Below are 14,112 nucleotides of genomic sequence, written 5' to 3'. Positions count from 1 at the left end.
CACCACCTATCTCATCAGCAATATACTGTTCAGTATCGAACTCACCACCTGCGCCTTACGCGCTACCATGAGGTGATCGCCATCCTCTACAGGAAAGGCGTTGCGGATAAGTTCGTAAGGAAAAATCTGGTCGGCTGTGCCATGTATATGGTAAAGGTTGCTGCTATTCGCTTCGGGTATCCATTCGGTAATCTGACGTACCGCCCATTTCACATATCGCGGGTCGGTAACGGTCATATACTGAGCCAGTTCTTCGGTAGGCAAATTATACACCAAGCGGTTGAAAACATCGGTTATAAACTCGGTAGACAAATACATCCTGTCGGGAATCATACCCGTAAGGTGCGCACGCTTGACGGCACGGAACAACATGGGTTTTTCGTCCACCGCCTTGAACGAAGAGATAAGGATATTCTTCTGCGGACTGAGAAAACGGTTCATTTCCTGCACGATGACCCCGCCAAACGAATAACCGACAAGCACAAAAGGACTGTTTGTATCTATATCCTTTGCTATAGCGCGGGCGTATTGCTCCAACGTTTCGTCGCCCTGCGGGATATACCATTCTATGTATTTCTTTTCGAAGCCTTTGGGCAATATAAGTGAGTCAAACACTGTGCAATTGTAGCACATACCCGATATGAAGTAAACGCTGGTTGCCTGCGTTCCTTTTTTCCGCCCTCCGGTTAGAGCCTGCCATAGTTTCCCCAAAAAGTTTGATACCTGTGCCATTGTCCTCTATCTTACCAAGTTTCGCTATAAAAAGTTACAATATATAAAGATAGGTAATTTCCGGCTAAAGAAGTGCAATTCTGAAACGCCTTTTATTCTTCCAGCCCTATGTCTTATTGTAAAATATAAATAGGAAAAACACCCCGAAAGAATATTCTATTTTGTACTTTTGCACCATAATACCGGCTATTTTGCCGAAGAATAAAAGATTTGCTGTAAAATTAAAACAGACTCTAAAAGAAATGGAACAAAATCAAGATTTCGATTACCGGATTTTCGACCATCTTATTGAAAATAATATACGCTTTGCCGTCTATCGCCCGGCATGGCAGCAGCAAATACAGTTGGTAGTACAAACCTCGGCAGACGTTGCGAAAGTAAGTAGCCTCACCGATTTGAACTCCCACAGCGGGTTTGTCGTAGCCCCTTTCCGCCTTACGGAGAATAGCCCGGCTGTTATTATTCGCCCCGAAGTGAATGAAAAAGGAGAGGAAGCCGTTTTCCACTTCCTGCAAAATACGCATTTCAGTCCGTCAGCATCATACCGCAACATCGGCGGACAGCCGTCATTAGGCACTTTCGAAGAATATAAATATATATATACTAAATTCCATAATGCACTGAAATCGGGCCGGTTGCGCAAGCTGGTACTCTCGCGGACTTACGACACACCGAAAGAGGAGAATTTCTCGGCAGGCAACGCCTTCCGCACTGCCTGCGACAAGTATCCCGCCAACTTCGTATTCCTGAGCAACACACCCGAAACAGGAGCATGGATGGGCATATCGCCCGAACTGCTGGTTGCACAACACGGCGACACGTATAAAACCGTGGCTCTGGCAGGTACAAAGCAAGCCGGCAGCGGCGATTGGGACGATAAAAATCTGGAAGAACAACAGATAGTAGTAGACTATATGCAGCAGCAGATAAGTGCAATAGGCTGCGATATGCAAACATCAGACACATTTACCGCACAGGCTGGATATGTGGAACACCTGAAAACCAAGTTCTCGTTTCGCCTAAAGGATGGGCATCGCATAGGCGACCTACTGCACTTGTTGCACCCAAGCCCGGCTGTTTGCGGGTTTCCCAAAGAGGAAGCTTTTGCATTTATAAATGAAAATGAATCGTACGACCGCCGCTATTATTCAGGATTTGTAGGTTCTCTCGGCATGGATGGTGGCAGCAGGTTATATGTCAACCTGCGCTGCATGCAGATAGGCAGCGATATATTGCGGCTATACGCCGGCGGAGGAATACTGCCTACTTCCGGGCTGGAAAAGGAATGGGAGGAAACAGAGAATAAGTTGCAGACGATAAGGAAAATAGTGGCCCCTTAAATCCCAAGCCCCTCCAATCTCCCCGAGGCTTAAAGCGAAGCCACGAAAACAGAAGAAATTATGAATTATGAGTTATAAATTATGAATAAATACCCTCTCTGTGAGTCCCCCTACGGAGGATTGAGGGGGCTCTTGATATTATGTCTTATTCTATAAAACAAAACGTACTTCAAACAGTAGCATTAGCGAAGCAATATGGCATACGCCACATTGTACTATCGCCCGGATCGCGCAACGCCCCTTTGCTACAAAGCTTTTCGGCAGATGAGGCATTCTCCTGCCATGTGGTAGTAGATGAACGCTCTGCCGCTTTCTATGCACTGGGCATTATACAATGTACGGAGCAACCTGCTGCTGTCTGCTGCACGTCGGGAACCGCCGTTCTCAACCTTGCCCCTGCCGTAGCAGAAGCCTACTACCAGCAGTTGCCGCTAGTGGTGATCTCTGCCGACCGTTCGCCCGAATGGATAGGGCAAATGGACGGGCAAACCATTCCTCAGCCGGGAGCTTTCGGCACAATGTCGAAGAAATCGGTCAACCTGCCCGAAGTGAAAGACTCCAATGACCTCTGGCTTTGCAACCGCCTGATAAACGAAGCCCTGATAGCCTGCACACAAAACGCCTGTGGGCCTGTACATATCAACATCCCGATTAGCGAACCGCTGTTCGATTATTCTGTAGAGCAACTGCCCGAAGCCCGAAAGATACACTTTGCCCCTGTCGGCAAAACGGTAGACATTAAGCCTTTTGCCGAAACGTGGCAGCAGCCGGGCAAAAAGATGATTATAGTAGGACAGCACACAAAATCGCCCGAACTGCTCAGAGCTTTAGAAAACCTGGCACAAAAAAGCGATTGCGTAGTGCTTACCGAATATCTTGCGAACTGTGTTTCGCCACACTTCGTATCCAACTTCGATGCGTGGCTCTATGCCATATCCGATGAGGAGAAAGCCAATTTTGTACCCGATCTGGTAATCACACTGGGCGGACACATCGTATCCAAGCGGCTGAAACAATTCCTGCGGGCAAACCACCCTGCACATCATTGGCATATCAGTCCATCGGGCGAAGTGGCGGATATTTTCCAATCGCTGACCGACCTGATAGAAAGCAACCATATAGATTTTCTCGAAAAACTATACAATAATACCGCCGGAGAAAAAGAGAAGCCATATAAAAGCTTGTGGATGGAAGCTTCGCAAGGAATAGAAGAACCGGGCGACAACACCCCGTTTTCCGACATTCAGGCAGTAGGCTGCTTCTTGAAGCACTTGCCGGAAAACTCCATGCTTCATCTTGCCAACAGTTCCACCGTGCGCAACGTACAGCTTTACAGGCAAGACCCTACTCTCAGCGTGTTTTGCAACCGTGGCACAAACGGCATCGAAAGTTCGCTGCCTTCTGCCATAGGCTTTGCAGCAGTGTATGAGGGGATAACCTACCTGATGATAGGCGACCTCAGCTTTTTCTACGGGCTAAACTCGCTGTGGAATATCAGCCATATCAAGAACCTGCGCATCCTGTTGATAAACAACGGAGGCGGCGGTATCTTCCACCTGTTGCCGGGATTGGGTAAAGCGCCATCGCTACGCCAATATGTAGCCGCCACACACCATACCGATGCACGGGGATGGGCCGAGGCTGCCGATTTCCGTTATATGGAAGCAAGCGACAAAGAAGGATTGGAAGAGGCTCTGACTTTGTTTGTCGACGTAGGAATGGACAAGCCGGTCATACTAGAAGTAAAGACAGATATGGAAATTAGCAAGAAAGCTTTTAAGGAGTATTACTATAATCTAAAAAAATAATCATCCGGGGAGTAAACTTATACAGCACAATGCTTGTTTACATGAGAGATTTTTCCTTTCCGGCAGAATAATAATCGAAAAAAAATGAAAAAAATAAACAAACCCTTTATATTCGGAATACTTTTTGTTGCCCTCTTTGCCCTGATAGCTACCCTGATAGCCGAAACAGAAGCCGTAAGATATTTATCTTTCAGCCCTCTGATAGTAGGTATTATACTAGGGATGATATACGGCAATACGCTGAGGAAATACACACCGCATGAATGGTGGCCGGGAATCACTTTCTCAGCAAAAAAAATACTAAGGCTTGCCATCATACTTTACGGATTTCGCCTTACGTTTCAGCATGTTATCAACATCGGGGCGACTGCCGTGATAATAGACATCATCGTAATAACAGCTACCATACTGCTCGGCCTGCTGATAGGCAAACTATTGAAGATGGACGAAGAACTGTCGCTACTTACGGCAACAGGTAGTGCCATTTGCGGGGCGGCGGCTGTACTGGGTGCCGAGCCTGTATTGAACAACAAGCCTTACAAGACGGCAGTGGCAGTATCCACAGTTGTCATATTCGGCACTATCTCCATGTTTCTCTACCCTGTAATGTTCCGCGCAAACTTTTTCGACCTCACGCCTCAGCAATGGGCGATATACACAGGGGCTACCGTACACGAAGTGGCACATGTGGTAGGGGCAGGCAATGCAATGGGCGAAAGCATAGCATCGTCAGCCATCATAGTAAAGATGATAAGGGTGATATTCCTTGCGCCCGTGCTGCTTGTATTTTCGTTCTTCATTTCGCGGAGGAAACAGGCAAACAGCAATGGCAGTGCATCGGCTACAAAGATTATGATACCCTGGTTTGCCATCTGGTTTATAGTAGTCATAGGCTTCAACTCGCTGCACCTGCTACCTCAGCCTGTGGTAGACGGTATCAACTATATAGATACTTTCCTGCTGACGATGGCTATGACGGCACTGGGTATAGAAACCAGCTTTTCTAAGTTTAAAGAAGCAGGGGTAAAACCTTTTGTACTCGCCCTTGCATTATTCCTGTTCCTTATATTCGGGGGATATATGCTTGTAAAGTATTTCCCTGTGATATAGCATGTTGCAACGCTACCTTTTTTATATAAATAAAATAAGGTTTAAAGAATAAAGCAGGAATGCCCGGGGAATAATTTTCTCCGGGCATTCTTCTATAATTTATAATAAGTAATCCCCAATCCCGGCCAAAAAAAAGTATTTCCTTCCGCAACAAGGAATATTACCCTACCGCTGCCCGCCCCTTCAATTAGCAAATAATTATCAATATAAATAGCATAATAAGAATATTGGAATATAAATTCTCCGCTATTTCATTCGTCTGTTCGCATCAAAAAATATTATCTTTGTTTCTTAAAATATATGCAATCAATATTATTTAACAACATATCATGGCAACAAGAAACTGGGAAACAATAAAAGAATATGAAGAAATATTGTTCGACTACTTCGAAGGCATAGCGCGCATCACAATCAACCGCCCGCGCTACCGCAACGCATTCACACCCACCACCACAATGGAGATAAGCGATGCCTTGCGCATCTGCCACGACCATCAGGATATCTATGTAGTAGTGCTCACCGGAGCTGGCGACAAGGCGTTTTGCGCAGGTGGCGACCAAAATGTGAAAGGTAAAGGCGGATACATAGACAAAGACGGAGTGCCACGCCTGCAAGTGCTCGAAGTGCAAAAACAAATACGCTCGCTTCCCAAACCTGTTATCGCCATGGTAAATGGTTATGCCATAGGCGGTGGGCACGTATTGCACGTAGTCTGCGACCTTTCTATTGCCTCCGACAACGCCATCTTCGGACAAACAGGCCCTCGCGTGGGCAGTTTCGATGCTGGATTCGGTTCTTCGTACCTCGCACGCGTGGTAGGACAGAAAAAAGCCCGCGAAATATGGTTCCTTTGCCGCCAATACTCAGCGCAGGAGGCCTTGGATATGGGGCTGGTGAACACCGTAGTACCATTCGACCAACTGGAAGATGAAACCGTGAAATGGGCGCACGAAATGATGCAGCATAGCCCAATGGCACTACGCATGATAAAAATGGGGCTCAATGCCGAACTCGACGGACAAGCTGGCATACAAGAACTAGCCGGCAACGCCACCCTGCTCTACTACCTCACCGACGAAGCACAGGAAGGTAAGCACGCATTCCTCGAAAAACGGAAACCCGATTTCAAGAAATTTCCGAAATTTCCATAAACGGCCAAAGCAAGATTTATATACTCAGCCTTAATACACAACAAAGATAAAACACTATTGACCCAAAAACAATGAATGAAATTACAGAAACATCAAACAAAAACCTCGCAAAAGCATTTCTCATAAGAGATGAATTGCAGGTACAGCAAACATGGGAAAAGATCGGCGGCAAGTGCAACCTGATAGGCTCTGTAAAAATGGGATTGCTGATGAGCAACCTCGATATAGACTTCCATGTATATACCGACAACTTCTCCATCGAACAAAGTTTTGGAGTAATATCGCAAATAAGCAAGAACCCCCGCATAAAAGAAGTAACATACAAGAACCTGCTCGACGCCCAAGATATGTGCCTCGAATGGCATCTGACATACATAGACAATACCGACCGTAAGTGGATGATAGACATTATCCACATTAAAAACGAGTCGCCATACGCCGGCATGATGGAGCGCATAAGCGATAGGATATGTATGGCGATAAATCCCGTGTCGCGCGACGACATCTTGCGTGTGAAATGGGAAGCTTGGAAACAAGGCGACAAAGTGCGCGGCATAGATGTGTACCGGGCTGTAATAGATAACAAGGTGAAGAATTACGAACAATTTAAAGAATGGAAAGCCGGACAGGAAGAAGAATATATTTCTATCTGGGAACCTCAGTTGCTATAGTTGAAAGTTGAAAATGGAAAGTTATTCTTTATTTTATAATATTTTCATTCTCGACTTCTCATCCTTCACTTTCAACTTTCAATTCTCAATTGTCAACCAACAATGAAAACCCGCCTCATCCCCCACACCCTCCGCTTCAAACGCCCTGCCGGGACATCGCGCGGAGTGTACCACGACCATAAGGTGTGGTATGTAGTAGTATCGGACAATGCCGGCGGTGGTAACGGCGAACGATGGGGAATAGGCGAATGCGCCCCCCTACCCGACCTTAGCTGCGACTATAGCGAAGATTACGAAGAACGCTTGCAATACTTCTGTCGCCAGCTGGAAAAGGAAGGCACGTTAGACAAAGAAGCACTGCGCCCCTACCCTTCCATCCTATTCGGACTGGAAACAGCAATGCGCCACCTACAATGCGGCAGTTACAATCTCTACGATACGCCTTTTTCGCGAGGTGAAGAAGGAATCGCTATCAACGGGCTGATCTGGATGGGCGACTACAGCTATATGCTAGCCCAGATAGAAGAAAAACTGGCACAAGGCTTCCGCTGTATAAAGCTGAAAATAGGCGCTATAGATTTCGAGCAGGAACTCGCCCTGCTGCACTATATACGCAGCCACTTCAGTGCCGACAGGCTCACACTGCGTGCAGATGCTAATGGTGCATTTGCACCCGATGATGCCCCGGATAAGCTGCAACGCCTGTCTCAACTCAACCTGCACTCCATAGAGCAACCCATCCGTGCGGGAAACCCGCAGCAAATGGCTCGCCTTTGCGCTACCACACCCCTACCTATAGCACTCGACGAGGAACTGATAGGAGTGAACGACCCGCAACAAAAAGAAGAGCTGCTCGATACTATCCGCCCGCAATATATAATACTGAAACCCACATTACACGGCGGTATCAGCGGGGCAGGAGAATGGATAAAGCTGGCTGAAGAAAAAAATATAGGCTGGTGGGTAACCTCGGCGTTGGAATCGAACATCGGGCTGAATGCCATCGCCCAATGGTGCGCCACATACGGCAACCCGTTGCCACAAGGACTGGGCACAGGCGCACTATATACCAACAACGTGGAAATGCCGCTCGAAGTACGGGGCGATTGCCTATGGTATGCACCTGACGGCGAAACCTTTCTTCCGAAGATGACATAAAGATATACAAAAACCTATTATACAAACACTTGCAACAAAAACGCATTTAAAATAAAGTACAATATGTTGTAATATGTGAAACATATTCGTATTTTTGTGTTTTAATAATACCGATATATTAAATATAGATTTCTATGAACAAACTATTACTTATTGCTCTCTCATTGTCAGCTATACTATCGTTCTCATCGTGTAGCGATGACGACGAATACAGGATTGCTACAGAACTAAATTTTGAAACAGAAATAGGAATTGACTACGATGGCTACTTCGAAACGACTATTAGAGTAACGGAGTCTTATATTGCTGATTTTCGTCCTGGACGCGAAGATTTATTAGATATAGAGACCCTTAGCTCTTGGCTTAAAGTATCTCACATACCAAATCTTGGACGAGCAAAATTCCATTTAATTGCAAATAATAATATTCATTATTACTCTACGACAATTGCCCCCGATTATTATGGTGAATCCTTGATCGATGATAGAGATTTTCAATATTTCATGATTGATGCTATTGATATCATACGTAAAAAAGGATATGTAGACATAACGATTATAGGAGAATCTAACAATGGAAATCCTCTTCTCTTTACATTTTATAACCAAGTGGATATCCTTATCAGACGATAAAAACAAATGCCAGAAAAAAGCTTTTTCATACTATCCGATTATCGTAGCGAACTAGATATCAATGATAAAGCCCCACTTCCAACGGAAGAAAAGTATATCCGACTCAGACGGATACTCGAACAAGCATGTATAGAAATCACAGCCGGCGAAATAATGCAGTTTTCGTCGCTGTTTTCGCGTATAGTATTCATTTGCCAAAAATACGGTGTACCCAAAAAGCTGGAATGGCAACTGCACACCATACGCATCAAGGTCAACCAATATTTGAGGGGCGAGAAAAAAAAAGTGTACCTCAACCAATACCTCATAGGAAAAGATACTGTAGAACAGTTTCTCCTCTTTATGGAAGGGCAGGGCAAAGAGGAGGAAGACAAACAGCCTTTCGAAGAATGGGTGGAGGTAGCCGACCTTATAGACCGCATCAGGGTGCAGGTAACCCACATAGACAAGAGCGCCGAGGTGATCGAATGCCAGTCGGACACCTATCCCGGCGAAATGCTGAAAGTGAAGTACAACGTACCTTCGGCAAACAGCGACTTCAACCACACCATCAATCAGCTATGGATAGGCGCGCAGCTCAACCTGCTCGATGTAAAGAAAGACGAACAGAAACACCTTGTACCCAAGAGTTTCGTGCTCGAACCCGATTACCTGATAGATGCTTCGGCAATAGCCGAATGCTTCCAGCAATATGGGGTGTCGCACTACCATTACTTTCTGCGCAAATTCGAACCCGATGCCAATTCGCAATACCTCTTGCTGGGAAACCTTGCCAACTTTTTTCTCGACCAGCTTATTTATGCCGAAGATATAGGTAACCTGACATTCGACGACGTATTTCTCAAATCGTTCAAAGCGATGCCTTTCGAATATGCTTCGTGCAGTGATATTAGCGACAATGCCAGTTTCAAGGATTTCATGGCAAAGGCACGCACCCAGTTCAACAATATAAAACGCGTGGTGCGCGAAGATATGCCCGCCGGCGGCTTCAAACTGGAAGAATGTATCCTCGAACCATCTTTCTTTTCCGAAAAATATGGCTTTCAGGGGCGACTCGACCTTTTGCAGCCATCGTACGAGAAAAGGGGAGCCGACCGTATAATAGAATTGAAATCGGGCAAACTGCCCTACCCTGCATCCGACAAAGGGAAGATAGCACCCAATCACGAGGCACAAACGGAAGTCTACCGCATGATGATACAAAGTGTATCGGATAAAGACGGACGGTATATATACCCATCTATACTATACTCGGCTGCAACAGACAAAGGCGAAAACATACGCTTTGCAGCCAAGTTTCAAAAACTGGAAAAAATAATCCTCAACATCCGCAACCTTGTAGTAGCCACCGAATACAAGCTATATACAGGCAGTACCAACCGCGTGAGGAGGATATTCAGTAATCTGCTCGACCCAAACAATTATGGCAGCAACCTACCCAGTTTCTTTTCGTACAAGATAGAACCTTTGCAAAAAGCACTGGAAAAGGCGACCATCACCGAAAGCCTCTATTTCTTCCGTTATGTGAGCTTCATAGCCCGCGAAATGTTTTTGCAAAAGGCAGGCGACCAAGGTGCAGACTCCTCCATAAGTATATCCTCGCTATGGACAAAATCGTTTGCAGAACGCAAAGAAGCGATGGAACTGATAGCAGACCTTGAAATAAAGCAGATAGACGACAGCGGAAACGATATGGTGATATATTTCGCCCGCGAAGCAAACGAAGATAGCGCCAACTTTCGCACCGGCGAAATATGCATCCTCTATCCACACGATACCGAACAGGATACGGTACTCACGCACCAGATAATGAAAGGCACGGTGGTAAAGATATCCTCATCGGAGGTCGTACTGCGGTTTAGATACAAGCAGCGCAACCGCGACTTCTTTTCGCGCTACCGCTACTGGGCTGTAGAACACGACAAGCTCGACCATAGCTACAACGCCATGTTCAAGAACCTCGCCGCCTTTATGTCGGCAAAGGTAAAAAATAAAGAACTGCTGCTGGGTCAACGCCAACCGGTCTCCACCTATCAGCAGGCAGGCGAAAAACCCGCCACTCAGGAGCAGAAGCTAAAGACCGTACTCGACAAGGCAATGGCAGCGCGCGACTATTTCCTCATTGCAGGTCCTCCGGGAACCGGTAAGACCTCGATATATGCCCGCAAGCTGATAGAAATGATATATGCCGGTGAACGTTCGAATATACTGATAATGGCATATACCAACCGCGCTGTAGACGAACTGTGCGCATCTATTTGCAGTGCATTCGGGCAAGATGAGGCCTTGTGCGACAAGTTTATACGGATAGGTACAGAACTGTCGAGCGGAGAAAACTACCGCCACCGCCTTTTGCAAAATATATCGGGCAAGGTAGCCAACCGCAAGGAATTGCTCGATACCATAAACAACACCCGCATATTTATCGGCACGCTGGCATCCATCACAGGAAAGCCTGAGATATTTGGCCTCAAACACTTCGATGTGGCAATCATCGACGAGGCTTCGCAGATACTCGAACCGCAAATAATAGGTTTGCTACCGAAGGTGGACAAATTTATAATGATAGGCGACCAGAAACAACTGTCGACCATCACCCTGCAAAGTGAGGATAAAGCGAAGGTGATAGAATCGCGCCTCAATAGGGTGGAATTGTACGATTGCAACGAATCGCTCTTCGAAAGACTTTTTCGCATCTGCCAAAAGAACGAATGGACAAATGCATACGACACACTGACCTATCACGGGCGTATGCACGAAGATATAGCCCGGCTGGTAAACGGCCCGTTCTACAACAACGAACTGGTATCTGCCACACAAAGGCAGCTGATACCACTACCGGTGCGCAAATACGACCTCTACGACCCAATGCAGGCACTTGTGGCCAACCGCAGGGTAGCATTCATCCCATCGAGGGAGGTTGAGGTGTCGAACCTTTCGGACAAAACGAACCACAGCGAAGCACAAATTGCCGTAGACCTTGCTATAGCCCTGCTGAATATTTATAAGGCAAACGGCATAGAATTCGATGGCGACAAGACGTTGGGCATTATAACGCCTTTCCGCAACCAAGTGGCGCTTATCAGGCAAAAACTGGAGCTAAGCGGGATACCCGAACTGCAAAACATCATGATAGATACGGTAGAACGCTATCAGGGTAGCCAACGCGAGGTGATTATTATCTCCTTCTGCTTCAACAGGCCGTACCAACTCGAAAACTTCATAAAGATGAACAACGAGCGCACTGTCGACCGTAAACTCAATGTGGCATTGACTCGCGCACGCGAACAGCTATTCATCATCGGCAACGACTTTATGCTGATGCAGCACCCGCTGTATCGTCAGTTGTTGGAGAGTATAACCAGTTGAAAATATCGTTTTACCTTGCCAGTAAAATAAATTTTCTTACTTTCAATTTTCCATTTTCAACTAACCGCCCTACACAGCAAACTCTTCACCACCAGACGATGAAAAGGCTTGATCAGGGAGAAATAAACCCTTCCCAATCTATTCTTGTATTGCACCATTGTGGTTGCCGAAACCTGCTTTGAGCCGCCTCCTGCCGCCATATATACCGACAGGTAAGCATTCAGATGCTTGTCGCGAAGCAATACAATAGTTTCGTCGGCTGTCTTCATCGAAACAGACACAAATCCCTGCTGCTCTCCCGTGCGTATGCATTGTTCAAGGCTTTCGCGGCTTAGGCTTTCATCGCCTTTCAATCCGAAAACACGTACCAATGAATTACGCAGACGAAACAGGGATCTGACCCAAAAAGGAGGATCTGTCCAGAAAGCGACCATTACATCGTCGGGCGAGATATCGCTTTCTCGGGCTACTTCACACATATAAGTATCCCTGTAGTTTGCCCAAAGGTAATTGTGAGCAACACTTTCTTGTGGAATACCGGCTTTTCTTACTTTTACTTTCATGGGCATTTATAATTGAGTATCTGATTAATCTTCTTCAAATCCGTAACGATCGCTATATTTCTCAGCCTTAAAAAAGACGTAAGCTACGGCAAAAGGGATAAGGTACATTAATAGGAAAAGGATAGATGCCGTACACATCAGCGGCCCTACGACGGATAAGCCGCCTACAAAATCGTTGCCATTGCTGTTAATTTTCACAATCTGCCATCCCGCCATAAATTGCAGGACAAGAATAGCCAACAGGGGGACAAAGAGCAAAAAGAATAGCAACGTATCGTTGTTATTACTTGCAATATAATATACTATAAAGATAACAAATAAAGCTATAAGAAACCACGGTGCAACAGACAAATATAAAAGATACTTGCAAGCTTTTTCCGATCCTGAAAAATTGAGGAGGTATTTCCTCAGCATAATCATTTGTACGGATATCAGCACGGGAGATGATAAGCCGACTAAACCGGGCAATACCCCCATTGATATGGGAACCAAGCCATTAGAAATCCTACCTAGAGAAAAACCGAGATTATTAAAGAACAAGTTCATCAACAGTATGGCAACAAGTATTACCGATACGATAATAGCCGAGCGAAAATTCTGCCTCTTTAGCCGGGGCACTATATCATTGAGGGATAACGAATCGTGCCGAGAGTTTTCCATATTATTTCTTTTTTTATTTGTCTTCCATAAAACCATATTTGCCTGCATACCTGTTTGCCCTGACAAATACATAGCCGACAGCCAAAGGCATTAGCAGCGTAAGGGGAAACAGGATAGTGAATATACACATCGAAGCTCCCACCAGCGACAAACCGCCTACAAAGTCCTTGCCTTTGTGTCCTATCTTCCATATCTGGTAGCCACCCAGCAATTGCAATGCCAGAAAATTGGCTGGGACAAGCAAAACAAGGAAATAATAAGAGTCGTATATCCCCGATTGCTGCAACAACCAAGCCAACAACCCGATAAGAACGCAGCTACCAAAAGGCATACAGGTAAACACAAACATATATTGCCGGGCTTTGTACGAGCCGATAAAGCTGGAAAGGTATCGTCTGAACATCTGCATCTGCACTGTGGCTAAAGCCAATACGGACACGAATGCACCTATCTCTAACAAAAAGCCCAAATTTCTACCGGGATAAAAGTCCAGACTGAAGTCGTAACTACCTGCCATCAGAAGATAGAAAACGATGAGCGATACATATAAAAGTATAGACACAATGATTGCCGAACGGAAATCCTGTTTCCTAAGCAGGGGAATTATCGTTTCTATGTACAAAGACCGGCTGGGTGTATCGTTATCCATCAGTAAGGTTCTTTTTCATATCAAATATAAGGATTTTAAAGTGAAAAATGAAAAATATAAAGACAAGAAGCAGGGCAAATGCAAGAAAAAGTGATATTCCAGTTTTGACTACTGTAGGGGCGAATTATCATTCGCCCGGAATAGTAAAAGTCTGCGGGCGAATGATAATTCACTCGTGTCCACTAAAAAAAATTAAGACTTAATTGAGTATCATTTTGATATTTTACTTGAGTTTGCTGATCATTGAAAAGGTTTTCTATTGGTATTTT

The 14,112-nt window shown here is 45.5% G+C and carries 12 protein-coding genes; 8 read left to right on the top strand and 4 right to left on the bottom strand.

The genetic code is table 11. The features are described from left to right. Positions 1-6: 6 nt before the first annotated feature. Positions 7-732, bottom strand: coding sequence for an alpha/beta fold hydrolase (locus D0T57_RS12310; RefSeq protein WP_163273793.1), 726 nt, complete (start codon positions 730-732; stop codon positions 7-9). Between the two features lie 242 nt (positions 733-974). Here D0T57_RS12310 and D0T57_RS12305 point away from each other — a divergent pair, with 242 nt between their 5' ends. The 8 genes from D0T57_RS12305 to D0T57_RS12270 all read left to right on the top strand — a co-directional run bounded on the left by D0T57_RS12305 (position 975) and on the right by D0T57_RS12270 (position 11,971). Continuing rightward, on the top strand, positions 975-2,072 hold the full coding sequence (locus D0T57_RS12305; RefSeq protein ID WP_163273792.1) for an isochorismate synthase: 1,098 nt from the start codon (positions 975-977) through the stop codon (positions 2,070-2,072). 140 nt (positions 2,073-2,212) lie between these two features. Further along, positions 2,213-3,880 carry a 2-succinyl-5-enolpyruvyl-6-hydroxy-3-cyclohexene-1-carboxylic-acid synthase gene (gene menD, locus D0T57_RS12300; protein ID WP_163273791.1) on the top strand — a complete coding sequence of 556 codons (1,668 nt, stop codon included), beginning with the start codon at positions 2,213-2,215 and terminating at the stop codon, positions 3,878-3,880. A gap of 84 nt (positions 3,881-3,964) precedes the next feature. Then, positions 3,965-4,990, top strand: a complete 1,026-nt coding sequence (locus D0T57_RS12295; RefSeq protein ID WP_163273790.1) for a YeiH family protein — start codon at positions 3,965-3,967, stop codon at positions 4,988-4,990. Between the two features lie 329 nt (positions 4,991-5,319). Further along, positions 5,320-6,141 (top strand): 1,4-dihydroxy-2-naphthoyl-CoA synthase, encoded by an 822-nt coding sequence (gene menB / locus D0T57_RS12290; protein ID WP_163273789.1) that lies wholly within the window; start codon positions 5,320-5,322, stop codon positions 6,139-6,141. Positions 6,142-6,212: 71 nt separating this feature from the next. After that, entirely contained in the window at positions 6,213-6,812 is a 600-nt protein-coding gene (locus tag D0T57_RS12285) for a phosphoglycerate mutase family protein (protein WP_163273788.1), read from the top strand. A gap of 102 nt (positions 6,813-6,914) precedes the next feature. Beyond that, a complete protein-coding gene (locus tag D0T57_RS12280; protein ID WP_163273787.1) occupies positions 6,915-7,970 on the top strand; it encodes an o-succinylbenzoate synthase in 1,056 nt (351 codons plus the stop codon). A gap of 134 nt (positions 7,971-8,104) precedes the next feature. Continuing rightward, the gene (locus D0T57_RS12275) at positions 8,105-8,602 is read left to right on the top strand and encodes a hypothetical protein (RefSeq protein WP_163273786.1); all 498 of its coding nucleotides are present in this window, start codon (positions 8,105-8,107) and stop codon (positions 8,600-8,602) included. A 6-nt stretch (positions 8,603-8,608) separates the two neighbouring features. Further along, the gene (locus D0T57_RS12270) at positions 8,609-11,971 is read left to right on the top strand and encodes an AAA domain-containing protein (RefSeq protein WP_163273785.1); all 3,363 of its coding nucleotides are present in this window, start codon (positions 8,609-8,611) and stop codon (positions 11,969-11,971) included. 56 nt (positions 11,972-12,027) lie between these two features. Here D0T57_RS12270 and D0T57_RS12265 read toward each other — a convergent pair whose 3' ends face one another. The 3 genes from D0T57_RS12265 to D0T57_RS12255 are packed head-to-tail and all read right to left on the bottom strand — an operon-like array spanning position 12,028 to position 13,843. Beyond that, entirely contained in the window at positions 12,028-12,534 is a 507-nt protein-coding gene (locus D0T57_RS12265; protein WP_163273784.1) for a DUF2867 domain-containing protein, read from the bottom strand. Positions 12,535-12,558: 24 nt separating this feature from the next. Continuing rightward, on the bottom strand, positions 12,559-13,194 hold the full coding sequence (locus D0T57_RS12260; protein ID WP_163273783.1) for a hypothetical protein: 636 nt from the start codon (positions 13,192-13,194) through the stop codon (positions 12,559-12,561). Between the two features lie 13 nt (positions 13,195-13,207). Next, positions 13,208-13,843, bottom strand: a complete 636-nt coding sequence (locus tag D0T57_RS12255; protein WP_163273782.1) for a hypothetical protein — start codon at positions 13,841-13,843, stop codon at positions 13,208-13,210. Positions 13,844-14,112: the final 269 nt, after the last annotated feature.

It is taken from the genome of Dysgonomonas sp. 511 (assembly GCF_010501105.1).
Taxonomy (GTDB): Bacteria; Bacteroidota; Bacteroidia; order Bacteroidales; family Dysgonomonadaceae; genus Dysgonomonas.
Note: the sequence above shows the minus strand (reverse complement) of the source record. Positions and strands in the feature narration are given on the sequence as shown.

Excerpts from the sequence above, each read along its gene's own strand:
- D0T57_RS12310 (WP_163273793.1), bottom strand. The coding sequence starts at position 732 with ATGGCACAGGTATCAAACTTTTTGGGGAAACTATGGCAGGCTCTAACC.
- D0T57_RS12305 (WP_163273792.1), top strand. The coding sequence starts at position 975 with ATGGAACAAAATCAAGATTTCGATTACCGGATTTTCGACCATCTTATT.
- menD (WP_163273791.1), top strand. The coding sequence starts at position 2,213 with ATGTCTTATTCTATAAAACAAAACGTACTTCAAACAGTAGCATTAGCG.
- D0T57_RS12295 (WP_163273790.1), top strand. The coding sequence starts at position 3,965 with ATGAAAAAAATAAACAAACCCTTTATATTCGGAATACTTTTTGTTGCC.
- menB (WP_163273789.1), top strand. The coding sequence starts at position 5,320 with ATGGCAACAAGAAACTGGGAAACAATAAAAGAATATGAAGAAATATTG.
- D0T57_RS12285 (WP_163273788.1), top strand. The coding sequence starts at position 6,213 with ATGAATGAAATTACAGAAACATCAAACAAAAACCTCGCAAAAGCATTT.
- D0T57_RS12280 (WP_163273787.1), top strand. The coding sequence starts at position 6,915 with ATGAAAACCCGCCTCATCCCCCACACCCTCCGCTTCAAACGCCCTGCC.
- D0T57_RS12275 (WP_163273786.1), top strand. The coding sequence starts at position 8,105 with ATGAACAAACTATTACTTATTGCTCTCTCATTGTCAGCTATACTATCG.
- D0T57_RS12270 (WP_163273785.1), top strand. The coding sequence starts at position 8,609 with ATGCCAGAAAAAAGCTTTTTCATACTATCCGATTATCGTAGCGAACTA.
- D0T57_RS12265 (WP_163273784.1), bottom strand. The coding sequence starts at position 12,534 with ATGAAAGTAAAAGTAAGAAAAGCCGGTATTCCACAAGAAAGTGTTGCT.
- D0T57_RS12260 (WP_163273783.1), bottom strand. The coding sequence starts at position 13,194 with ATGGAAAACTCTCGGCACGATTCGTTATCCCTCAATGATATAGTGCCC.
- D0T57_RS12255 (WP_163273782.1), bottom strand. The coding sequence starts at position 13,843 with ATGGATAACGATACACCCAGCCGGTCTTTGTACATAGAAACGATAATT.